The 23,241-nt window shown below is 55.6% G+C and carries 21 protein-coding genes and 1 riboswitch; of the genes, 10 read left to right on the top strand and 11 right to left on the bottom strand.

What is annotated here, in order from left to right:
• Nucleotides 1-52: 52 nt before the first annotated feature.
• The 3 genes from OC597_RS23410 to OC597_RS23400 form a co-directional block, all read right to left on the bottom strand.
• Complete coding sequence (locus OC597_RS23410) at nucleotides 53-994, bottom strand: PDR/VanB family oxidoreductase (RefSeq protein ID WP_261286020.1); 942 nt, start codon at nucleotides 992-994, stop codon at nucleotides 53-55.
• Nucleotides 991-1,587 (bottom strand): RHO alpha subunit C-terminal catalytic domain-containing protein, encoded by a 597-nt coding sequence (locus OC597_RS23405; RefSeq protein ID WP_262210678.1) that lies wholly within the window; start codon nucleotides 1,585-1,587, stop codon nucleotides 991-993. Before OC597_RS23405 ends, OC597_RS23410 begins: the two co-directional genes overlap by 4 nt.
• Before the next feature lie 88 nt (nucleotides 1,588-1,675).
• A complete protein-coding gene (locus tag OC597_RS23400; protein WP_262210676.1) occupies nucleotides 1,676-2,005 on the bottom strand; it encodes a Rieske 2Fe-2S domain-containing protein in 330 nt (109 codons plus the stop codon).
• Between the two features lie 109 nt (nucleotides 2,006-2,114).
• Here OC597_RS23400 and OC597_RS23395 point away from each other — a divergent pair, with 109 nt between their 5' ends.
• The gene (locus tag OC597_RS23395) at nucleotides 2,115-3,074 is read left to right on the top strand and encodes a LysR family transcriptional regulator (protein ID WP_315904208.1); all 960 of its coding nucleotides are present in this window, start codon (nucleotides 2,115-2,117) and stop codon (nucleotides 3,072-3,074) included.
• A 63-nt stretch (nucleotides 3,075-3,137) separates the two neighbouring features.
• Here the strand turns inward: OC597_RS23395 and ppc are convergent, their stop codons facing one another.
• The gene (ppc, locus tag OC597_RS23390; protein ID WP_261286023.1) at nucleotides 3,138-5,774 is read right to left on the bottom strand and encodes a phosphoenolpyruvate carboxylase; all 2,637 of its coding nucleotides are present in this window, start codon (nucleotides 5,772-5,774) and stop codon (nucleotides 3,138-3,140) included.
• A gap of 257 nt (nucleotides 5,775-6,031) precedes the next feature.
• Complete coding sequence (gene argE, locus OC597_RS23385; protein WP_261260244.1) at nucleotides 6,032-7,177, bottom strand: acetylornithine deacetylase; 1,146 nt, start codon at nucleotides 7,175-7,177, stop codon at nucleotides 6,032-6,034.
• 216 nt (nucleotides 7,178-7,393) lie between these two features.
• On the opposite strand from argE, the gene argC reads away from it, so the two are divergent.
• The 4 genes from argC to argH all read left to right on the top strand — a co-directional run bounded on the left by argC (nucleotide 7,394) and on the right by argH (nucleotide 11,900).
• Nucleotides 7,394-8,398, top strand: coding sequence for an N-acetyl-gamma-glutamyl-phosphate reductase (argC, locus tag OC597_RS23380; RefSeq protein WP_262210673.1), 1,005 nt, complete (start codon nucleotides 7,394-7,396; stop codon nucleotides 8,396-8,398).
• A gap of 29 nt (nucleotides 8,399-8,427) precedes the next feature.
• Complete coding sequence (gene argB / locus OC597_RS23375; RefSeq protein WP_099063866.1) at nucleotides 8,428-9,201, top strand: acetylglutamate kinase; 774 nt, start codon at nucleotides 8,428-8,430, stop codon at nucleotides 9,199-9,201.
• Between the two features lie 25 nt (nucleotides 9,202-9,226).
• Nucleotides 9,227-10,447, top strand: a complete 1,221-nt coding sequence (locus tag OC597_RS23370) for an argininosuccinate synthase (RefSeq protein WP_262210671.1) — start codon at nucleotides 9,227-9,229, stop codon at nucleotides 10,445-10,447.
• A gap of 79 nt (nucleotides 10,448-10,526) precedes the next feature.
• Nucleotides 10,527-11,900: an argininosuccinate lyase gene (gene argH, locus OC597_RS23365; protein WP_085120002.1), complete on the top strand. Its 1,374-nt coding sequence runs from the start codon at nucleotides 10,527-10,529 to the stop codon at nucleotides 11,898-11,900.
• 37 nt (nucleotides 11,901-11,937) lie between these two features.
• On the opposite strand, the gene OC597_RS23360 is transcribed toward argH, so the two are convergent.
• The 4 genes from OC597_RS23360 to OC597_RS23345 form a co-directional block, all read right to left on the bottom strand.
• On the bottom strand, nucleotides 11,938-12,264 hold the full coding sequence (locus OC597_RS23360) for a type II toxin-antitoxin system HicB family antitoxin (protein WP_261463864.1): 327 nt from the start codon (nucleotides 12,262-12,264) through the stop codon (nucleotides 11,938-11,940).
• Nucleotides 12,251-12,511 (bottom strand): toxin HicA, encoded by a 261-nt coding sequence (locus tag OC597_RS23355; RefSeq protein ID WP_261463863.1) that lies wholly within the window; start codon nucleotides 12,509-12,511, stop codon nucleotides 12,251-12,253. The genes OC597_RS23360 and OC597_RS23355 overlap by 14 nt, the downstream gene beginning before the upstream one ends.
• Nucleotides 12,512-12,670: 159 nt before the next feature.
• On the bottom strand, nucleotides 12,671-14,119 hold the full coding sequence (locus OC597_RS23350) for a dihydrolipoyl dehydrogenase (protein WP_261463862.1): 1,449 nt from the start codon (nucleotides 14,117-14,119) through the stop codon (nucleotides 12,671-12,673).
• A 77-nt stretch (nucleotides 14,120-14,196) separates the two neighbouring features.
• Nucleotides 14,197-14,928: a glutathione peroxidase gene (locus OC597_RS23345; RefSeq protein ID WP_261286028.1), complete on the bottom strand. Its 732-nt coding sequence runs from the start codon at nucleotides 14,926-14,928 to the stop codon at nucleotides 14,197-14,199.
• Between the two features lie 151 nt (nucleotides 14,929-15,079).
• On the opposite strand from OC597_RS23345, the gene oxyR reads away from it, so the two are divergent.
• Complete coding sequence (gene oxyR, locus OC597_RS23340) at nucleotides 15,080-15,997, top strand: DNA-binding transcriptional regulator OxyR (RefSeq protein ID WP_085119999.1); 918 nt, start codon at nucleotides 15,080-15,082, stop codon at nucleotides 15,995-15,997.
• Here oxyR and sthA read toward each other — a convergent pair.
• Nucleotides 15,980-17,377, bottom strand: coding sequence for a Si-specific NAD(P)(+) transhydrogenase (sthA, locus tag OC597_RS23335; RefSeq protein ID WP_012147448.1), 1,398 nt, complete (start codon nucleotides 17,375-17,377; stop codon nucleotides 15,980-15,982). The genes oxyR and sthA overlap by 18 nt on opposite strands.
• Before the next feature lie 215 nt (nucleotides 17,378-17,592).
• On the opposite strand from sthA, the gene fabR reads away from it, so the two are divergent.
• Complete coding sequence (gene fabR, locus OC597_RS23330; protein WP_085120094.1) at nucleotides 17,593-18,225, top strand: HTH-type transcriptional repressor FabR; 633 nt, start codon at nucleotides 17,593-17,595, stop codon at nucleotides 18,223-18,225.
• A gap of 13 nt (nucleotides 18,226-18,238) precedes the next feature.
• Nucleotides 18,239-18,607, top strand: coding sequence for a YijD family membrane protein (locus OC597_RS23325; RefSeq protein WP_261260237.1), 369 nt, complete (start codon nucleotides 18,239-18,241; stop codon nucleotides 18,605-18,607).
• 45 nt (nucleotides 18,608-18,652) lie between these two features.
• Here the strand turns inward: OC597_RS23325 and trmA are convergent, their stop codons facing one another.
• Nucleotides 18,653-19,756 (bottom strand): tRNA (uridine(54)-C5)-methyltransferase TrmA, encoded by a 1,104-nt coding sequence (gene trmA / locus OC597_RS23320; RefSeq protein ID WP_262210667.1) that lies wholly within the window; start codon nucleotides 19,754-19,756, stop codon nucleotides 18,653-18,655.
• Nucleotides 19,757-19,880: 124 nt separating this feature from the next.
• Nucleotides 19,881-20,089: riboswitch (cobalamin riboswitch) on the top strand.
• A gap of 68 nt (nucleotides 20,090-20,157) precedes the next feature.
• Between trmA and btuB the strand changes: the two genes are divergently transcribed.
• Nucleotides 20,158-22,050, top strand: coding sequence for a TonB-dependent vitamin B12 receptor BtuB (btuB, locus tag OC597_RS23315; RefSeq protein WP_261260235.1), 1,893 nt, complete (start codon nucleotides 20,158-20,160; stop codon nucleotides 22,048-22,050).
• Nucleotides 21,995-22,858, top strand: a complete 864-nt coding sequence (murI, locus tag OC597_RS23310) for a glutamate racemase (protein WP_085119995.1) — start codon at nucleotides 21,995-21,997, stop codon at nucleotides 22,856-22,858. The genes btuB and murI overlap by 56 nt, the downstream gene beginning before the upstream one ends.
• Nucleotides 22,859-23,241: the final 383 nt, after the last annotated feature.

The following is a 23,241-nucleotide window of genomic DNA, read 5'->3' as shown; positions in this document are numbered from 1 at the left end:
AAAAATGCCGGTCAGTGTAAACTGACTGGCAGGGTTGTTTGCCGATGACGGGTTACACATCCAGCACCAGTGTTGATGAGCGGGCGCGGGAAACGCAGATCAGAATCGAGCGGTTGGCGGCACGTTCTTCATCACTTAAAACATAATCCCGATGGTCTGCTTCACCCGCCAATAAGGTGACCTCACAACTGCGGCACAGCCCCTCGCGGCAACTGAAAGGCAGGTTAACGCCGTTTTGTTCCAGGGTTTCCAGAATCGAGATGCCGGGTAATACCCGATAACGCCCGCCACTGCGCTGCAGTTCAACATCAAAAGCTTGCCCCTCCTCGCTGATAGCCTCACCGGCGGTAAAACGTTCGAAATGAATCCTGTCGGCAGGGATCTGCTGTGCCTGGGCAAGACTTTGTACTTCTTCCATTAACGACTCCGGCCCACAACAGTAAATGTGCTCCCCAGGGGTTATTGCCCTCATCGCCGTTGCCAGGTCCTCGCTGCGGGTGGGTCTGGCGGTATGGATCCGCACTCTGTTGTCTTCCTGCGCCAGCGGTTCCAGCCAGGACTGAGGGTAGTGAGAGCGGATAAACCAATCCAAATGCCATAAATATCCGTGCCGCCGACACCACAGGATCATGCTGCGAATCGGCGTGATGCCAATACCGCCGGCAATAAAGCGGTAGCGCGGCGCGTCGGGAACCAAAGGAAACAGCGAACGTGGTTCACCCACCGTCAGCTGTTCGCCTACCTGCAACTGCTGATGCAGGTAGGCTGAGCCGCCACGCGAAGTATTGGCCAGTGCAATCCCCAGACAATAGCGATGCGTTTCGTGAGGGTCATTGCATAACGAATAGGGTCTGATCAGGCCGTTGGGCAGATGCAGATCCAGATGGTCGCCGGCGGCAAAGGGTGGCAGGGGACGCTCGTCGATCGCTGTTAGCTCTATCCCCATGACATTCTCTGCCAGGCGATAAAGACGGGTGACCTTAACCGTCCTCATGGCGTTTCCTGAGCAGGGTTTTCCTGCGCCAAACGTTGTGCGACATGCCAGCGGAACTGCGCCAATGCGGCATCAATGGCAAAAGGAAGCATCTTAAAGTCCGGCGCCAGTGCCAGGCTCTGTTGCTGGGCGGTGATAATCACCCGGTCTTCATCAAAGGCCTGCAGGATAGCGCTGTGGATCTGCGCGGTGACCTCGGGTTTATCCAGCGCAAAGTTATGCGGCTGGCAGAAAAAGTAATGAGTGCTGTTTTCAGTCTCCGGCGTGAGCGCCTGACAACTGTAAAACTCCAGTGCGCCACTACGATTGCCTTCAGGCGCACCCTGCCCGGCGGGGGCGACACCGGAATCCATCCGCAGAATGCCCGGTAGGGTGAAATGATAAATATTCCAGCGGTCGACCCGCTCAGGACAGCCTTCAATATCGCGGACAAACGGCGGCGGAGGCATATTCATCAACCAGCGGGTGATACGCACACCGTCTTCCATTTTCTCCACTTTGGGTTGCACGCTGGCGTATTCTTCACCGCCGCCGAGGGTGGTGCTGTGCACGTAGGGCAGGTGGGAGAAGTCGAGCAGGTTGTCGCAGATCAACAGGTAATTGACGTCGTAATGCAGATAGCCGGGGATATAGCGCCACTGTGGCGAGTCCAGCCAGGGCGTGTCGGGGATGGTCGCCGGGTCAGAGCCAAACCCAGTTATTGCGTTCTGCGACCGGAAAACTGCGCACCCGAGCCTGCGGTGGTAAACGGCTTTGCAGAGGGGCCTCAACGCAGGTGCCTTCTGAGGTAAACCTCAGCCCGTGATACATGCAGCGGATGTCGTCCCCTTCGCGGATCCCCAAAGACAAAGGCGCACCACGGTGGCAACAGCGATCCTCCAGTGCTTTCACTGCCCCGGATTCGGTCCGATAAAACACGATGGGAATACCAATGATGGTGCGGGCAAACAGCGCGTCGTCGAGAATTTCATGTGACCAGGCAGCGACATACCACGTATTGCGAATAAACATAGCACACTCCTGTGTAGGGGTTGTATGGCTGCCTCAGGGCAGCTCGTTGCATTCCCTGCAAACTATGTAATTATATTGTTAAATTCAACGCAAAGGGATTCATCAGGGGATGCATGGTATGCATATGAAAGGACTTGATTTAAATCTCCTCATTGTTTTTGATGCGCTTTTATGTGAAAAAAATGTTACATGCGCGGCGCAAAAGGTCGGTCTTTCTCAAAGTGCGGTCAGCCATGCGCTGGCTCGCTTACGGACTTTCTTTGCCGACCCTCTGTTTATTAAAGGGGCGGTCGGTATGGAGCCGACTCCCAGGGCGCTGCAACTGCGCGCGCCGATTGGCCGAATACTGTTGGAAGTGCGCCAGCATATCCAATCACAAGCCCCTTTCGATCCGACCTTGGCGCAGCGCCAGTTTACTTTAGCCCTGACCGATCTGGGGGAAGTAGTGATGTTGCCGACGTTGCTGAGGCAGTTTCGCCAATTGGCGCCGCATTGTACGCTGCGCAGCATGCAGATAGCGCCGGAACATATGGAACAGGCATTGGCCGGTGGAGAGCTGGATTTGGCGGTGGGGGCATTTCCTTCGCCGGCGGAAGTGCTGTTTCAACAGCGGCTTTACGACCACACTTTTGTGGTGTTGGGCAGCAGCCACAATAGCCAACTCCAGAAAGGGATCACGCGCGAGTTATTTGAGTCCTTGCCCCATGTGGCGGTGAAATACCCCGGTCGGTTGGGGGCTTGCTATGACGCGGTGCTGGAACAGTTGGAGATACGGCGCAATGTCTGCCTGACGACCCCGCATTTTCTGACCATTCCGTTTTTACTGGAACAAAATCCGGATCTGATTGCGACGGTGCCGTTAGAGCTGGGGCTGATTTTTGCCCAGAGCCGCCACATCCAGTTGCTGCCACCGCCGATCTTGCTGCCATCCTTTACTCTGCGTCAGTATTGGCATCCGCATTTCCATGAGGACGCGGCAAATCAATGGTTGCGGCAGTTGATTCGCCATACGTTCGAGAATTACCCCGACGTTGACGGCAACCGGCCGCTGCGGCTGAGTGCCTTATAACCCATCAGCGACGGATAAAAAAACGGCCCCTGCGAACAGGAGCCGTGTTTTACAACTCTCAACCTAGCCGGTGTTACGCATCCCGGCGGCAACGCCGGCAATGGTCACCATCAGCGCCTGCTCAACGCGGGCATCCGGGTGTTCCTGCTGACGCGAACGGTGCAGCAGTTCGGCCTGCAGCACGTTCAGTGGATCGGTATACACGTTACGCAGCGCGATGGATTCGGCGATCCACGGCAGGTCTTCCATCAGGTGCGCGTCATTGGCAATGGTCAGTACCACTTTGATGTCGCTCGCCAACTGGTCGCGCAACTGCTGGCCCAGTGGCCACAGTGATTTGTCGACCAGGCGCTGATCGTAGTATTCCGCCAGCCACAGGTCGGCCTTGGCGAACACCATTTCCAGCATCGCGATACGGGTGGAGAAGAACGGCCAGTCGCGGCACATGGCTTCCAGTTGGTCCTGTTTGCCGGCTTTCACCGCTTCTTGCAAACCGGCACCGGCGCCCAGCCAGGCCGGTAACATCAGGCGGTTTTGTGTCCAGGCGAAGATCCACGGAATGGCTCGCAGGCTTTCTACACCGCCGTTTGGCTTACGTTTGGCGGGGCGTGAACCCAGCGGCAATTTGCCCAGCTCCAGTTCCGGCGTTGCGGCGCGGAAGTACGGCACGAAGTCCGGATTTTCACGCACGTAGCCACGGTACATTTTGCACGAGGTGTCTGACAGGTCATCCATCAGCGCGCGCCACTCTTTTTTCGGCTCTGGCGGCGGCAACAGGTTGGCTTCCAGTATCGCACCGGTGTACAGCGCCAGGCTGCTGATGGTGACTTCCGGCAGGCCAAACTTGAAGCGGATCATTTCGCCCTGTTCGGTGACACGCAGGCCCCCTTTCAGGCTGCCCGGCGGTTGCGACAGCAGTGCCGCATGTGCCGGAGCACCGCCACGACCAATCGAGCCGCCGCGGCCATGGAACAGCGTCAGCGCCACACCGGCTTTTTCACAGGTTTTGATCAGTGCGTCTTGCGCGCGGTACTGCGCCCAGGAGGCTGCCATCACTCCGGCGTCTTTTGCCGAGTCAGAATAGCCAATCATCACCATCTGTTTGCCCTGGATAAAGCCGCGGTACCAGTCAATATTCAGCAACTGGGTCATCACGTCATCGGCGTTATTCAGGTCGTCGAGGGTTTCGAACAGTGGGGCCACCGGCAGCGCGAACGGACAACCGGCTTCTTTCAGCAGCAGATGGACCGCCAGGACGTCAGAGGGGGTGCGCGCCATAGATATCACATAGGCGGCAATTGAGCCTTCCGGCGCTTCGGCGATCACCCGGCAGGTTTCCAGCACTTCCTGGGTATCGGCACTCGGTTCCCATTTCAGTGGCACCAGCGGGCGTTTGGAATTCAGTTCGCGGATCAGGAATGCCTGTTTGTCGGCTTCCGACCAGCTTTCGTAGTCACCCAAGCCCAGATAACGGGTCAGTTCGGCGATGGCTTCGGTGTGACGGGTACTTTCCTGACGCACGTCGATACGTACCAGTGGCACGCCAAAGCAGCGCACGCGACGCAGGGTATCCAACAGCTGACCATTGGCGATGATGCTCATGCCGCAGGCCTGCAGCGACTGATAACAGGCGAACAGCGGTTCCCACAGCTGATCGTTTTTCACCAGCAGGTCGTGTGGCTTCAGGACGCGCTCGCCTTTCAGGCGGCCTTCCAGATAAGCCTGAGAGCTCATCAACTGGCTACGCAGTTGCTTCATGATCTCGCGGTACGGCTCTTGCACCTCGTCGCCACCGGCCCGTGCGCGCAGTTCCGGGGTACATTCGGTCATCGACAGTTCGGACACCAACACCTGAATATCGCGGGTGAACAGATCGCAGGCCTTCCAGCGGCTCAGCAACAGCACGTGGCGGGTGATTTCAGCCGTCACGTTTGGGTTGCCGTCGCGGTCACCGCCCATCCAGGAGGTGAAACGTACCGGCACCGCTTCCGCCGGCAGGCTGTAATCGATGGAGTTTTCCAGCTGTTCGTTGAATTCGCGCAGGAAGGCCGGGACCCCTTCCCACAGGCTGTTTTCCACCACCGCAAAGCCCCACTTGGCTTCGTCGATCGGTGACGGACGGTTTTTGCGGATCTCGTCGGTATGCCAGGACTGTGCCACTAATTGACGCAGGCGGCGCATGATCTTGTTGCGCTCGTAGTCGGCGAGATCGTTATGGTCGAGTTGGCTGAGGCAGGTATTGACCTCAACCAACTTGTGGATCAGGGTGCGGCGGGTGATTTCCGTCGGGTGCGCGGTCAGCACCAGCTCGATGGAAAGCTGTGACACGGCATTTTGCAGCTCTTTGGTGCTGAGCTTTTTGTCTTTTAGCCGGGTGAACAACTGCGCCAGCGCTTCCGGGTTGCTGGCGGCTTCACCATTGGGTGAAATGCTGTGGTACTGCTCAGCGACGTTGGTCAGATTGAGAAACTGGCTGAAGGCGCGTGCGACCGGCAACAACTCGTCGTTGGACAGGTTTTGCAAGGTGGAAAGCAGCTCCTGACGATGCGCTTCGTTACCTGCACGTGAAGATTTGGAAAGCTTACGGATAGTTTCAACGCGATCGAGAATATGCTCGCCCAGCGCTTCTTTGATGGTATCGCCGAGCAATTTGCCGAGCATACTGACATTACTTCGCATTGCCGAATATTGTTCGTTCATATAACCCCTGACCCAATTCTGTATGATTTTTATCTTGTAAGTAAATTTCACGTGTCAGGCCAACAGCGCCTGTTTCATCTCGCCACGTTCCTGTCCAATGGTCAATTGACACTATTTTTAGCAAAAAAACATCAAAATCGGCGCATTTTCTGAAATTTAATTACGGCGCGCCGGTTATCAGTCTGGCTTATTTCATTGGTTTGATACGTCTTAAGAGGTAGGGGATGATAAATCATTACCCCTACCTTGTATCAGGTTTATTGGCGACAGAAGTGGCTGACCAATTGACTCAGCAGCTTGCGTGTCGGTTCGATAAAGCCGGTATCGATGTATTCATCCGGCTGATGTGCCTGGTCGATAGAGCCGGGGCCCAACACCAGCGTCGGGCAGACCTGCTGGACGAACGGGGCCTCGGTGCAGTAGTTGACTACCTGTGTGCGGGTGCCCAACAGTTTCTCGATCACGGCCACCATCTGGTGATCGGTCGGACACTCGTAACCCGGCACCGAAGCATGCAGTTCCTCAATGCTCAGGCGGCCCGGCCAGCGCTGGCTGACCGGCTCCAGCGTTTGGTGCATCAGTTCGTTGATGTTGTCGAGCGTCATGCCTGGCAACGGACGGATATCCAGATGCAGTTCGCAGCAGGCGCAGATACGGTTGGCCGCGTCGCCACCGCTGATATGACCGAAGTTCATGGTCGGGTAGGGTACGGCAAAGGCCGGGTTGTTAAAGCGTTCTTGCAGCGTTTTACGCAGCTCCATCAGGCGGCCGATGGTTTCATGCATCAGGTCGATAGCGTTTACGCCACGCGCCGGGTCGCTCGAGTGACCGGATTGGCCGACGATGCGGATGGCGTTGGCCATGTGGCCCTTGTGCGCGCGTACCGGCTGCAGCGAGGTCGGCTCACCGATAATGGCAAAGTCCGGACGGATGCTGGTCGAGGCGGCGAAATAACGTGCGCCGGCCATCGTCGTTTCTTCATCTGCGGTTGCCAGAATGTACAACGGCTTGGTCAGCTTGTTGGCGTCGATGTCGCGCACGGCATCCAGAATAAAGGCAAAGAAGCCTTTCATGTCGGCAGTGCCCAGACCGTACAGCTTATTGTCGTGTTCGGTCAGGGTGAAGGGGTCGCGTGTCCAGCGGCCCTCATCATAAGGTACGGTATCGGTGTGACCTGCCAACAGCAGGCCACCGCTGCCTTCGCCAATACTGGCCAGCAGGTTAAACTTGTTACGGCTGTCCGGCACCGGTTGCACGTCGACGCTAAAGCCCAAATCGGCAAACCAGCCGGCCAGCAAGTTGATTAATGCTTCATTACTCTGATCGAGGGCGCCATCGGTGGCGCTGATCGACGGAGTGGCGATCAACGCCCGGTACAGCTCAATAAATGGAGGTAATTTCATCTTCACTGTTGACAGCCTTTGGTTAGGTTGGTATCAATATTCATGCAGTTATTGTGAATAAAAATACAGTAAGCTGGAGCGTAAGGGAACCCGATTCCCGGATGATTATAAAAACATCAACGCTCGACCTCGTGGGTGAACGGCAAAACAACGCTGGTGAGCCTGGAAACCTGAGTCGAATACGACCCAATGCAAGTCAAGAAGGTGAAAGGCCCCATGTTGAATACGCTGATTGTCGGTGCCAGCGGTTATGCCGGAGCAGAGCTCACGGCGTACCTTAATCGTCACCCACACATGAACATAACCGCTTTAGCGGTTTCAGCGCAAAGTGCAGATGCAGGAAAATTGCTTTCCGATTTGCACCCCCAGTTAAAAGGTATCGTCGATCTGCCGTTACAACCGTTGGTTGACGTTGCCAAAGCCGCCGTGGGCATCGACGTGGTGTTTCTGGCCACGGCGCATGAGGTCAGCCACGACATCGCGCCGGCGTTTCTGGCCGCAGGTTGCGTGGTGTTCGATCTCTCTGGCGCGTTCCGCGTAAAAGATGCCGCTTTCTATAGCCAATACTACGGTTTTGAACATCAGCATGCTGACCTGCTGGAGCGGGCGGTGTATGGCCTGGCGGAGTGGCAGAGCGACAAAATCAAACAGACCCAGTTGATCGCCGTACCGGGCTGTTATCCGACGGCGGCGCAGTTGGCGCTAAAACCGCTGATCGACCAAGACTTGCTGAACCTGGATCAGTGGCCGGTGATCAACGCGACCAGCGGCGTCAGCGGTGCGGGCCGTAAGGCCAGCGTGACCACTAGTTTCTGTGAGGTGAGCCTGCAGCCGTACGGTATTTTCAACCACCGTCACCATCCGGAAATCGTCGCGCATCTGGGCGTTCCGGTCATCTTTACGCCACATTTGGGTAACTTCCCACGTGGTATTCTCGAAACCATTACCTGTCGCCTGAAAGCCGGTGTGACCGCACAGGACGTGGCCGCCGTTTACCACGCCGCCTATGACGACAAACCGCTGGTGCGGCTGTATGACCAGGGCGTACCGGCATTGAAATCAGTCGTCGGGCTGCCGTTCTGCGATATCGGCTTTGCCGTACAGGGCGAACACCTGATCGCGGTGGCGGCGGAAGACAACCTGTTGAAAGGCGCAGCCGCTCAGGCGGTGCAATGCCTGAATATCCGTTTTGGGTTCCCGGAAACCCAGTCATTACTTTAATAAATCACCCGCATGGGATGTAAACAGCGATGAACCCGTTAATTATCAAATTAGGTGGCGTGTTATTAGACAGTGAAGAGGCGCTGGAGCGTCTGTTTACCGCACTGGACAGCTACCGTCAGCAGCATCAGCGCCCGTTGGTGATCGTTCACGGCGGCGGTTGCGTGGTGGATGAGCTGATGAAAAAGCTTTCCCTGCCAGTGGTGAAGAAGAATGGCCTGCGCGTGACGCCAGCCGATCAGATCGACATTATCACCGGCGCGCTGGCCGGCACCGCCAACAAAACCTTGCTGGCGTGGGCCATCAAGCATCAGATTAATGCGGTTGGCCTGAGCCTGGCAGACGGTGGCAGCGTCACCGTCACTCCGTTGGATCCGGCGCTGGGCCACGTGGGCAATGCGCAACCGGGTTCACCGCTGCTGCTTAATACCCTGTTGGCTGCCGGTTACCTGCCGGTGATCAGCTCCATCGGTATTACCGCCGATGGGCAGTTAATGAATGTGAACGCCGATCAGGCGGCGACGGCCCTGGCCGCTACGTTGGGTGCAGATTTGATCCTGCTGTCGGATGTCAGTGGCATCCTCGACGGGAAAGGGCAACGCATCGCAGAAATGACGGCGCAAAAAGCAGAACAACTGATTGCTCAGGGCATCATCACTGATGGTATGGTGGTGAAGGTGAATGCGGCGCTCGATGCAGCCCGTACCCTCGGTCGCCCGGTAGATATCGCCAGTTGGCGCCATGCCGATCAGCTTCCTGCTCTGTTTAACGGCGTGTCGATTGGCACCCGGATCCTCGCTTAAATTTAGAATTAAAAAGGAAAAGACCATGCAAAACCAAGGCATCAAAAAAATCGTTCTGGCGTACTCTGGCGGTCTGGATACTTCGGCCATCATTCCCTGGCTGAAAGAAAACTACGGCGGCTGCGAAGTGGTGGCGTTCGTGGCGGATATCGGCCAGGAGCGCAGCGATCTGGAAGGTGTGGAGCAAAAAGCCCTGCAATCCGGTGCCTCCGAGTGTCACGTGGTTGATCTGCGTGAAGAATTCATCCGTGACTATGTTTACCCAGTGCTGCAGACCGGCGCCTTGTATGAAGGCAGCTACCTGCTGGGCACCTCAATGGCGCGCCCGATTATCGCCAAAGCGCAGGTTGAACTGGCACTGAAAGTCGGCGCTGACGCGGTGTGCCATGGCGCAACCGGTAAAGGCAACGACCAGGTGCGTTTCGAAACCACCTATACCGCGCTGGCCCCACACCTGAAAGTGGTTGCCCCTTGGCGTGAGTGGGATCTGCGTTCCCGTGAAGCGCTGTTGGACTACCTGAAAGAACGCAACATCCCGACCACCGCATCGCTGGAAAAAATCTACAGCCGTGACGAGAATGCCTGGCATATCTCTACCGAAGGCGGCGTGCTGGAAAGCCCGTGGAATGCACCGAACAAAGACTGCTGGGTCTGGACTGTTGACCCACAGGAAGCGCCGGATCAGCCTGAGCAAGTAACCATCACCGTAGCAAAAGGCTGCGTAGTGGCGGTTAACGGTGAAGCACTGAGCCCGTACAAATGTCTGGAAACCCTGAACGTGCTGGGTGCCAAGCATGGCGTGGGCCGTATCGACATCGTAGAAAACCGTCTGGTGGGCATCAAATCCCGTGGTTGCTACGAAACCCCGGGCGGTACCATCATGGTGGCGGCACTGCGTAGCGTGGAACAATTGGTACTGGATCGCGACAGCTTCAAATGGCGCGAGCAGCTGGGTCTGGAAATGTCTTACGTGGTGTACGATGGCCGTTGGTTTGCTCCACTGCGTCGTTCACTGCAGGCCTCTGCCGAAGCGCTGGCCGAAGAAGTTAACGGCGAAGTGGTGCTGCAGCTGTATAAAGGCCAGGTGACGGCGATTCAGAAGAAATCCGCCAACAGCCTGTATTCCGAAGAGTTCGCGACCTTCGGCGAAGACGAAGTTTACGATCACAGCCACGCGGGCGGTTTTATCCGTCTGTTCTCACTCTCTTCACGCATTCGCGCGCTGAACGAGATAAAGAACAAGTAACTTATTAACCATTCGGCGTGACTTGATAGGGGCGCAGCGTGCTGCGCCCCTATTCGCATAAAATTTCAGGAGTAAAGGTATGGCACTTTGGGGCGGACGGTTTAGTCAGGCGGCAGATCAGCGGTTCAAACAATTAAACGATTCTCTGCGCTTCGATTATCGCCTGGCGGAACAGGACATTGTGGGTTCCGTGGCCTGGTCGAAAGCGCTGGTCACCGTCAATGTATTGACGGCAACCGAGCAGCAGCAGCTTGAGCAGGCGTTGAACGGGCTGTTGGCAGAAGTGCAGGCCGATCCGCAGGCGATTGTCAGCAGCGACGCAGAAGATATTCACAGCTGGGTGGAGCAGAAGCTGATCGACAAAGTCGGCGATCTGGGCAAAAAGCTGCACACTGGCCGTAGCCGTAACGATCAGGTCGCGACCGATCTGAAATTGTGGTGCAAACAGCAGATCGGCGAACTGCATCAGGCGATTGTGCAACTGCAACTGGCGCTGGTGGAAACCGCCGAAGCCAACCAAGACGCGGTGATGCCGGGTTATACTCACCTGCAACGCGCGCAGCCGGTGACGTTTGCCCACTGGTGTTTGGCCTATGTGGAAATGCTGGCTCGTGACGAAAGCCGTCTGCAGGACACGCTGAAACGCCTGGACGTCAGCCCGTTGGGCAGCGGTGCGTTGGCCGGGACCGCCTATCCGATTGATCGTGAACAACTGGCCGGTTGGCTGGGTTTTGCCTCCGCCACCCGCAACAGTTTGGACAGCGTTTCCGACCGTGACCACGTGCTGGAGTTGCTATCCAATGCCTCCATCAGCATGGTGCACCTGTCGCGCTTTGCCGAAGACCTGATCTTCTTCAACAGCGGTGAAGCGGCCTTTGTCGATCTGTCTGACCGCGTGACTTCCGGCTCCTCGCTGATGCCGCAGAAGAAAAACCCGGATGCGCTGGAGCTGATCCGTGGCAAATGTGGCCGCGTGCAGGGCGCATTGACCGGCATGATGATGACGTTGAAAGGCCTGCCGCTGGCTTACAACAAAGACATGCAGGAAGACAAGGAAGGGCTGTTCGACGCGCTCGATACCTGGATGGACTGCCTGCAAATGGCGGCCCTGGTGCTGGATGGCATTCAGGTGAAACGTCCGCGCTGTAAAGAAGCGGCGGAGCAGGGTTACGCCAACTCGACCGAACTGGCGGACTATCTGGTCGCCAAAGGTGTACCGTTCCGTGAGGCGCACCATATCGTCGGTGAAGCGGTGGTGGAAGCCATCCGTCAGGGTAAGGCGCTGGAAGCCCTGCCGTTGACTGACTTGCAGAAGTTCAGTGCAATCATTGGCGACGATGTGTACCCGATTCTGGCGCTGCAATCTTGCCTGGATAAGCGCTCAGCCAAAGGCGGCGTTTCTCCTCAGCAGGTGGCCAGCGCGATCGCCGCAGCGAAACAGCGCTTGGCTTAACGGGTGACAAGGGCAGCTCAATGCTGCCCTTTATTGTTTATCCCGCCAAGCGAGCGCACAGATAGCGGTTTAGGCTGACACCTTCCTCTATAGCGTTGATCGCCAGACGCCGATGTTGTTCCGGTGTCATACGTAGAACCAGTTTTCCGCTGAAATTTTTCTCTGCCAGTGCCTGTGGCGGTGTTTCTCCTTGCACCAACATGTCGTTGATCACTTCGCTGACCAGTTTTTCAATGCCATCCAGTGCTGCAGTGCGGGTTGTGGTTAACCATGACAGGGAGGGAAATTCGGTACAGAGCCCGACATATTCGTTGTCTTCCGCCGACCAGGTGATGCGATAAGTGTAATGTTCATGCTTTTCCATATTCTTCCTCCATTCTGGCCAATGCGGCAATAACTTGTTTAACCTGATACACCTTTGCCATGCCGCTGTTTCCGCGCTGTATATTGACCCGGGGATCGCCCGGCCAGGGCATGCTGAAAACCCGGTGACTGCCACCGTTCAAGCGCGGCGGGCCAAACCAGTGCGTGCAGATTTTCACCAACTCAGTAAACCTGATGCTGTTTTGTCGTTGCTGTAGATCGTCAATGGCATCTCTGATTCCTTTCATGCTTGCACCTTATTTTAGTATCATTATTGATATCATTGCAATGTCGGAGCATAAAAATGACCTGACACGCGCAAGACGGCAAGCAGGAAGGGGGCAAAGTGGAATGCGATGCGCAAAAACCGGGCGCGATGGCCCGGTGGTGTTGGGGGACGGGAAGGATTACTCGCCTGGGCAGCGCTGGCAGCGTTCCGCCTCGGCCTCGCCCAGTTTGAGCCTGGCTTGCAGATCGCGCAGCGCGGTGCGCAGGCCTTCTTCGATGACCGGATGGTAGAACGGCATGTCCAGCATCTGGTTGATGGTCATTTGCTGTTGGTGTGCCCAGGCCAGCAGGTGGGCGATATGCTCAACGTCCGGCCCCATCATCTCTGCGCCGAGAAAACGCCCGGTGCCCTGTTCGCCGTAGACGTGCAGGATGCCCTTATTGCGCAGCATTACGCGTGAGCGACCCTGATTCTCGAACGATACTTCACCGATTTCAAAACAGCCGCAGGCGCTGAATTTCTCGCTCAATTCGCGGAAGGTGGAACCGACCATGGCGATTTGCGGGTCGGAAAATACTACCGAGATCGCGCTGCGGCGCAGGCCGGGAGTGACTTCCGGGAAGCTGCCGGCATTGGTCCCGGCAATACGTGCCTGATCGCTGGCTTCGTGCAGCAACGGCAGTTGGTTGCTGGCATCGCCGGCGATAAAAATATGCGGCAAGCTGGTTTGCATCGTCAGGCGTTCGGCCTGGGGTACGCCACGGGCATCGAGTCGCAGGCCGGTATTCTCCAGGCCCAGATTATCGACGTTCGGTCGGCGACCGGTGGCGGCCAGTACGTAATCCACCATGATCTCCTGCGGCTTGCCGTGTAAATCCTGATAGCGGATAAACACTTTGTCGCCTTCGCGCTGCATCATCTCGACTTTCACATCGGCATCAAGATAGAACTCTTCACCCAGAGTTTTGGCGGCGTAATTGCGCACCGTGCTGTCGGTTAAGGGACCGACGCCACCACCAACGCCAAACACCCTGGTCTCGACCCCGAGACGATGCAGCGCCTGACCCAGTTCCAGACCAATCACACCTGGCCCGAATACCGCCACGGACTGCGGCAAATCATCCCAATTGAAGACGTCGTCATTGACGATCAGTCGGTCACCCAGCGCATTCCACGCTGCCGGCCAGCTTGGGCGGGAACCCGTGGCGATAACGATACGCTGCGCCACGATGCGCGTATGCTCATCCACCTGCAGGGTGTTGTCGTCGATAAAGCGGGCATAACCGCTAATTTTGTCGGCGGCCGGGATCTGGTCGACGCCTTCCAGCACAAAGCCGACGAAGCGGTCGCGTTCACGTTTGACGCGCTCCATCACTTCACGACCGTTAATGGTGGTTTTGCCTGCGGGATACACGCCAAAGCCTGGCGCACGCTCGATTTGATGTACCGCTTCGGCGGCGGCGATTAGTAATTTGGATGGCATGCAGCCAACGCGTGCACAGGTGGTGCCGTAGGCTCCGCCCTCAATCATCACCACGCTGGGGGTCGAAAGCTTGGCGGCGCGATAGGCGCCCAGACCGGCGGTGCCGCCGCCGATAACCGCGACGTCAACATTCAACTGTTTCATATCCGCTCCTGAAAGCTAAAAAAAGGGCGGGCCGGAGCCCGCCAAAAGTTCACGTTGGCTTTGTTATTACTTATTAATCAGGCTGACAGGAAAGTTTCCAGGTCATCGCTACCGCCAATATGACGGCCACCGATGAACACTTGCGGTACCGTGGCACGGCCGCTGACGGCGCGCAGGCTGACGGTTGTCGCGTCCTGACCCAGCACGATTTCTTCATACTGGATGCCACGTTCCTGCAGCATTTGTTTGGCTTTGGCGCAGAACGGGCAGCCCGGCTTGGTAAACAGCGAAACCGACTCCTGCACTTTGAATTCCGGCGCCAGGTATTTCAGCATGGTGTCGGCATCCGACACTTCAAACGGGTCGCCCGGCTTGTTCGGTTCGACGAACATTTTTTCCACTACGCCGTTACGCACCAGCATCGAATAACGCCATGACCGTGGGCCAAAGCCCAGATCGGCTTTCTCGACCAGCATGTTCATCCCTTTGGTGAACTCACCGTTGCCGTCCGGCACGAAGGTGATGTTCTCAGCGTGTTGATCGGCTTTCCAGGCGTTCATCACGAAGGTGTCGTTCACCGAGACGCACAGGATGCTGTCAACGCCGTGCTGTTTGAATACGCTGGACAGCTCGTTGTAGCGCGGCAAATGGCTGGAAGAGCAGGTTGGGGTGAACGCACCCGGCAGTGAAAATACGATAACGGTTTTATCTTTAAACAGATCCTGGGTAGTGACATCGATCCATTGGTCACCCTGACGAGTATGGAAGGTTACCTGAGGAATTTTTTTGCCTTCTTGACTGCTAAACATGAATTAACCCCTTAATTAGGAAAAATAATTTTTTGCTATCAGCGTTGTACCACTTTGTTGGGACACATTATTGCCGCCGGGGCTTGATAGATCTAATCGCTCATTGCTATCTTATCTATCGCCATGAGCTATCGTGGTCTGGAGGGAAACAATGAATATTCGTGATTTAGAGTACCTGGTCGCCTTGGCCGAGCACCGGCATTTCCGCCGTGCCGCCGATTCATGCCATGTTAGCCAACCCACGCTCAGTGGGCAGATCCGCAAGCTGGAAGACGAACTGGGTGTGATGTTGCTCGAACGCACTAGCCGCAAGGTGTTATTTACCCAGGCGGGCCTGTTGCTGGTGGAACAGGCGCGTACCGTGCTGCGCGAAGTCAAAGTTCTGAAAGAGATGGCCAGCCAGCAGGGTGAAGCCATGTCCGGGCCGCTGCATATCGGTCTGATCCCGACCGTCGGGCCTTATTTGCTGCCGCAGATCATTCCTACGCTGCACAAAACCTTCCCCAAGCTGGAAATGTATTTGCATGAAGCGCAAACCCAACAGCTGCTGGCGCAACTCGACAGCGGCAAACTGGACTGTGCGATCCTGGCGTTGGTGAAGGAGACGGAAGCCTTTATTGAAGTCCCGCTGTTTGATGAACCCATGAAGCTGGCAGTGTACTCCGATCACCCATGGTCGCAGCGTGACCGCGTGGCAATGCCGGATTTGGCAGGAGAAAAGCTGTTGATGCTGGAAGACGGCCACTGTTTGCGCGATCAGGCGATGGGCTTTTGCTTCCAGGCGGGGGCCGACGAGGATACCCATTTTCGGGCGACCAGTCTGGAAACGCTGCGTAACATGGTAGCGGCAGGCAGCGGTATTACGCTGTTGCCTTCATTAGCGGTACCGCCACAGCGTGAGCGTGACGGCGTTTGCTATCTCGACTGTTATAAACCTGAACCCAAGCGCACCATTGCGCTGGTGTACCGCCCCGGCTCCCCATTGCGCAGTCGTTATGAGCAATTGGCCGAGGCGATCCGCGAGCACATGCAAAACTATCTTGGTACCAAGTTAAAACAGGCGGTTTAAGCCGTTTAGCGCTGCCACCCGGTAGGCTTCGGCCATGGTCGGATAGTTGAAGGTTGTATTAACGAAATACTCGATAGTATTGCCTTCACCTTTCTGTTCCATGATCGCCTGACCGATGTGGATGATCTCCGCCGCACGCTCACCGAAGCAGTGGATCCCGAGGATCTGCAGGGTGTCGCGATGGAACAGGATCTTCAGGCTACCGACGTTCATCCCGGCAATCTGCGCACGAGCCAGATGTTTGAACTGAGCGCGGCCCACTTCATACGGCACCTTCATCGCCGTCAGTTCCTGCTCGGTTTTACCGACGGAGCTGATTTCCGGAATGGTATAGATACCGGTCGGGATGTCTTCAATCAGATGTCCGCTGGCTTCACCGGAGGCAATCGCCTGCGCGGCAATACGGCCCTGATCGTAAGCGGCAGATGCCAGGCTCGGATAACCAATCACGTCACCCACGGCATAAATGTGCGACAGCGCAGTCTGGTACATGCTGTTCACTTTCAGCAGGCCACGGCTGTCTGACTCCAGACCGACGTTCTCCAACCCCAGTGAGTCGGTGTTACCGGTACGGCCGTTGGCATAAAGCAGGCAGTCTGCTTTTACTTTCTTGCCGGACTTCAGGTGAACAATCACGCCGTCATCAGTGCCTTCGATCTTCTCGAACTCTTCGTTGTGACGGATCACCACGCCGTTGTTCCAGAAGTGGTAAGACAGCGAGTCCGACATTTCCTGGTCGAGGAACGCCAGCAGGCGATCGCGGGTGTTGATCAGATCAACCTTCACGTTCAGACCACGGAAGATAGACGCATACTCACAGCCGATGACCCCGGCGCCGTATATGATCACGTGGCGCGGCTCGTGATTTAATTCGAGAATGGAATCGCTGTTATAAATGCGCGGATGGTTAAAATCGACGCTCGACGGGTTGTAAGGGCGTGAGCCGCAGGCGATGACGATATGATCGGCGCGGATGGTGTCCTGAGTGCCGTCCATATAACTGACGCTGACGGTGTTGGCGTCAATAAAGCGCGCATCGCCGGCGAACAGCTTGCATTGGTTACGCTCATAGAATCCCTGGCGCATCCGGGTTTGTTGGTTAATCACGTTATCGGCGTGGCGTAAAATATCAGGGAATGTCGCGCTGAGCGTGCGTGAATTGTTATAAAGCGGGTTCTGGTTGAATTCGATAATGCGGCTAACGGCGTGGCGGAGGGCTTTGGACGGTATGGTACCCCAGTGGGTACATCCGCCGCCTACGTTATTGTACCGTTCGATAACGGCCACGCGGGCGCCCTGTTTCACCAACCCCATAGCGGCACCTTCACCACCAGGGCCCGAGCCAATAACTATGGCATCAAATTGATAGTGCTGTTGCATAGGGGAGAGACCTGTCTTATACAAAATTACAACGGTATCTTAACATCATAGCGCTGAGTGCCCAATCACCATTAGGCTTTTTGAGGCAAAGCACAAATGGTGCAGGCGGAAACTGTGACAGGGCGCGTTAGTATAAATGCTGTTGCAATAAAATTTGCTATATTGCCGGGTCTACGGCGTTAGACTGACAAAATGGATCTTATCTGGATATGCATATGGGCGTCAGAGCACAACAAAAAGAACGGACTCGTCGTTCCCTCATTGAGGCGGCCTTCAGCCAGCTAAGCGCCGAACGCAGCTTTGCCAGCCTGAGCCTGCGCGAAGTCTCGCGTGAAGCGGGCATCGCACCGACGTCATTCTACCGTCACTTCCGTGACGTGGATGAGCTGGGATTAACCATGGTTGATGAAAGCGGCCTGATGCTGCGTCAACTGATGCGCCAGGCGCGCCAGCGTATTGCCAAGGGCGGCAGCGTGATCCGTACCTCGGTCTCCACCTTTATGGAGTTTATCGGTAACAATCCCAACGCCTTCCGTCTTTTGCTGCGTGAGCGCTCCGGCACCTCATCGGCTTTTCGTGCGGCGGTGGCGCGTGAGATCCAACATTTTATTGCCGAACTGGCAGACTACCTCGAGCTGGAAAACCATATGCCGCGCAGTTTCACCGAAGCGCAGGCGGAAGCCATGGTGACCATCGTGTTTAGTGCCGGTGCTGAAGCGCTGGATATCGATATCGAGCAACGGCGTCGGCTCGAGGAACGTTTAGTGCTGCAACTGCGGATGATTTCCAAGGGTGCTTATTATTGGTATCGCCGCCAACAAGAAAAAGCTTCTGTATCCCACGTATAAAAGGTAGAAAGCGATGGAAAAACCAAGCCGTGAGAATGGCACCTTACTGCTGGCGTTGATTGCCGGCCTTTCGATCAACGGTTCGTTCGCCGCGTTGTTCAGCTCGGTGGTGCCGTTTTCGATTTTCCCTATCCTGACTTTGGTGTTGGCGGTTTACTGTCTGCACCAGCGTTATCTGCACCGTGCGATGCCGGACGGCATGCCTAAGCTGGCCGCAGCGACCTTCCTGTTGGGGGTGTTGTTGTACAGTGCGATCGTCCGGGCCGAATACCCGCAGATTGGCTCTAACTTCCTGCCGGCAATCATTTCCGTGGTGTTGGTGTTCTGGATTGGTATCAAGCTGAAGGCGCGCAAGGCGCTGGATGAGAATACGCCGGCCTGATGGGCGTAAAGCAGGGGCGCAGCAATAAATGGCGCCCCTGTCAGATTAAACGCGTTTTTCCAACAGCACGCCGCATTCCATATGATGGGTGTACGGGAACTGGTCAAACAGCGCCAGGCGGCTGATTCTATGCGTTTCCTGCAAGGTCTCCAGATTGGCGCACAGCGTTTCCGGGTTGCATGAGATATACAAAATACGCGGGTAGGCCTGCACCATTTTCACCGTTTCATCATCCAGCCCACTGCGTGGCGGATCGACAAAGATGGTTTCGCAGTTATAACTGCTCAAGTCGATACCTTTCAACCGATTAAACTCGCGGACTCCGTTCATCGCCTGAGTAAAGTCTTCCGCTGCCATGCGGATAATCTGCACGTTATCGATATGGTTGGCGGCAATGTTGTATTGCGCTGCCGCGACCGAAGGCTTGGCGATTTCGGTCGCCAGTACCCGCTCGAAGTTACGTGCCAGTGCCAACGAGAAGTTACCGTTGCCGCAATACAGCTCCAACAGATCGCCTTTAGAACCGACGGTCGCGTCCAGCGCCCATTCCAACATCTGTATGTTCAGCGCCGCATTCGGCTGGGTGAAGCTGTTTTCCACCTGACGGTAGATCATGTCGCGACCGGCGACCGGCAGCACCTCGTCTACATAATCCTGATCCAACATGATTTTCATTTTCGACGCACGGCCAATCAGCTGCAGGTCAAAGCCCTGTGCGCGCAGATCATCACGCAGCTTTTCTGCCTGCTGTTGCCAGGCGTCGTCCAGCTTGCGGTGATACAGCAGTGAGGCGATGATTTTGCCACTGCGGGTCGACAGGTAGTCAATCTGGAACAGTTTGCGGCGCAGAATAGGTTCTGGTTTGATGGCGGCGATCAGTGCGCTCATCAGGCGGTTAATCAATTCGCTGGCGGCGGGGAACTGATCGACACGGATGCGCTGCTTGGTCTGCTGATCAAACATGATGTGGTACATCTCGTCTTCATCATGCCAGATGCGGAATTCGGCGCGCATGCGGTAGTGGCTGACAGGCGAGCGGAACACTTCCGGCTCGGGTGCCGTGAACGGTGACATCAGCGTCTTCAGCCGGGCAGTTTTCTCCGCCAGTTGGTCATCGTAACGTTCAATGGGCAAATTCTCGGGCGTCATGTTTCTTCTCGTCAGGCAAATTTGATCAGCGGGGATTGTAGGGAATCAGCCCGTGAAGTCCAGTTTTGTCGCGTTTATTATTTGTAACATTGGTAGCAGTCTAGACATCTATTTACATTGATCGTAGCATTGTCGTCCGGCCTCAAGCAGCGAGTGAAAAGGGAATCCGGTTCGAATCCGGAGCTGACGCGCAGCGGTAAGGGGAAGTCACGGCGATAGCGTTTTACGCAGACACTGTCCATTGCAGGATGGGAAGTCATCGCCCGGTGCAGGTAGCTCATAGGCTGCCCGCAACTCCCAAGCCCGAAGACCTGCCGGTGTTACGTCGCAATGTCCGTGGCCGTCGCGAAATACCGGCCATGATCCTGCGGCATCCACCAATTAAGTTTGGATGCTTTTTCATGACAATTACAAAAAATACACTGCTGGCGGTGGTTTCTTCCATCACGGCTTTTTCTGGATGGGCGCAAGACAGTACCACAACCAATAACAGCGATGATCTGGTGGTTTCCGCCAACCGCTTTCCACAGCCGGTTTCTTCCGTGCTGGCACCCACCTCTGTCGTCACTCGCAATGATATCGACCGCTGGCAGGCTAAAAGCCTGACCGACGTGATGCGCCGCCTGCCGGGGGTGGATGTGTCACAAAACGGAGGGCTGGGGCAAACCAGTTCGCTGTTTATCCGCGGTACCAACTCCAGTCATGTCCTGGTGCTGATTGACGGCATTCGTCTGAATCAGGCTGGCGTCAGTGGTTCTTCCGATCTCAGCCAAATCCCGATCTCGTTGGTACAGAAAGTCGAGTTTATCCGTGGACCGCGTTCAGCTGTCTATGGTTCCGATGCCATCGGCGGTGTGATCAACATTATTACTACCCGCGAAAAAAACGGCACTACGCTTTCTGCCGGCATGGGCTCAAACGGTTATCAGGCCTATGACGCCTCTACTCAGCAACAATTGGGCGACAGTACGGTGGCGACGCTCGCCGGCAACTACACCTATACCAAAGGGTATGATGTGGTGGCGAATCTGCCGGACAGCTTTGGCAACCCGGCGCAATCCGACCGCGACGGGTTCATGAGTAAATCTCTGTATGGCAACATAGATCATAAGTTTAATGATGCGTTCAGCGGATTTGTTCGCGGCTACGGTTATGACAACCGTACGGCTTATGATGGCAATTACAGTTACTCCGACCCGGCACATTCAGACGCACTGCCTGATACCCGCCAGCTCTATAGCCAAAGTTGGGATAGTGGCCTGCGTTACCAGGACGGTATTTATGCCACTCAGTTGATCGCCAGCTATAGCCACAGTAAGGACTATAACTACGATCCCAAGTATGGCCCTTATTCTGCTTCTGCAACTTTGGACGATTCCACACAATACAATGTGCAGTGGGGCAATACCTTCCAGGTTGCCAACGGCAATATCAGTACGGGTGTTGATTGGCAGGATCAGAAAATTGAGCCTGGCACGGCTTACATTACTGACAGCAAGAGTCAGCGTAATACCGGGCTTTATCTGACGGCACAGCAACAGATCGATTCCTTTACTCTGGAAGGGGCGGTACGGGGTGACGACAACTCGCAATATGGCTGGCATGGCACTTGGCAAACCAGTGCTGCGTGGGAGTTTGTTGAGGGTTATCGTGCAATTGCTTCCTACGGTACTGCGTTTAAAGCTCCTAATCTGGGGCAACAATACGGTAGCTTCGGTGGCAACCCGGATTTAAAGCCCGAGGAAAGCAAACAGTGGGAAGGTGGCTTCGAAGGACTGACCGGGCCGGTTACTTGGCGCGTTACGGGTTATCGCAATGATATAGACAACCTGATTAGCTATGCATCCAGCGGTTCTGGTTCTGCTTATTACAACGTCAATCAGGCAACGATTAAAGGTGTTGAAGCGACGGCCTCCTTTGATACCGGGCCTTTGACCCACCAGATTGGCTATGACTATGTCGACCCACGCAATGCCAAAACCAACGAAGTGCTGTTGCGTCGCGCCAAACAGCAAGTGAAGTATGAGCTGGACTGGCAGGTCTATGATTTTGACTGGGCCGTGACTTATCATTATCTGGGGGAACGTTACGATGGAGACTACAGCGGTTACGCTACGCGTACAGTCAAACTCGGCGGCGTCAGCCTGTGGGATCTCGCAGTTTCGTATCCGGTCACATCTCATCTGACAGTTCGTGGTAGAATCGCCAACCTGTTTGATAAAGATTATGAGACGGCTTATGGCTACGCTACTCCAGGAAGAGAATACTACCTCACTGGAAGCTATACCTTCTAACACCACCGCGAAGGCCCGTCCGACGGTACTGGTATTTGACTCCGGCGTCGGTGGGTTATCGGTGTATCAAGAGGTTCGGCAACTGTTGCCGGACCTCCACTATATATACGCCTTCGATAATGTGGCGTTTCCCTACGGTGAGAAATCCGAAGAGTTTATTGTTGAGCGCGTGCTGGAGATTGTCAGCGCGGTGCAACAGCGCCATCCTCTGGCGATAGTCATCATCGCTTGTAACACTGCCAGTACCGTATCCCTGCCGGCTTTGCGCGAACGCTTTACCTTCCCGGTCGTTGGCGTAGTGCCTGCCATCAAACCTGCCGCCCGTCTGACCGCCAATGGTGTCGTCGGCCTGCTGGCTACCCGCGGTACCGTACAGCGCACCTATACCCATGAGTTGATTGCCCGCTTCGCTACCGATTGCAAGATCGAGTTATTGGGTTCTTCAGAGCTGGTGGAACTGGCAGAAGCCAAGCTGCACGGTGACGCCGTACCCTTGGCGACGCTGAAGAAAATCCTGCAGCCATGGCTGAGCATGCGCGAACCGCCGGATACTGTCGTACTCGGTTGCACCCACTTCCCTCTATTAGCAGAAGAGTTAATGCAGGTGTTGCCTGAGGGAACCCGGCTGATCGATTCCGGCGCGGCGATTGCCCGTCGTACCGCCTGGCTGATTTCAACGCAGGAAAATCTGGTGTCGACTCAGGAAGACAATTTGGCGTATTGCATGGCGTTAAATGAAGATACTGATGCTTTATTGCCCGTTCTGCAGGGATATGGCTTTAAATCGTTGAAAAAACTGCCTGTTTAAGGCTGTTTTGGTTAAACATTCAACGGTCGGAAAAAATATTGAAATTAGGGGTTGCGGCGTTCTGAGAACTCCCTATAATGCGCCTCCACTGACCGGGAACAACGACTCCTCTAACGAGAACCAGTCGCCCAGCCAGGAAGAAGCAAGCCGGTGAAAACACCGTTTCTTAATAAGAAAAAAGCTTGACTCTTCAGCGGGAAAGCGTAATATGCACCTCCCGCGTTACCGAGAGTTATCTCAGTAACGAACGCTCTTTAACAATTTATCAGACAATCTGTGTGGGCACTCCACAAGACGATATCCAGAACCTTCGGGTTCGAAAAAATATCAAGTCTTGAAGAGTGACCAAGCAATAAGTTGTTTCGTTGGCTTGTCCAACAGAA

Source organism: Serratia proteamaculans, from assembly GCF_946227095.1.
GTDB lineage: Bacteria > Pseudomonadota > Gammaproteobacteria > Enterobacterales > Enterobacteriaceae > Serratia > Serratia proteamaculans_E.
The sequence above is the reverse complement of the archived record's forward strand: the minus strand, read 5'-3'. Positions and strand labels throughout refer to the sequence as shown.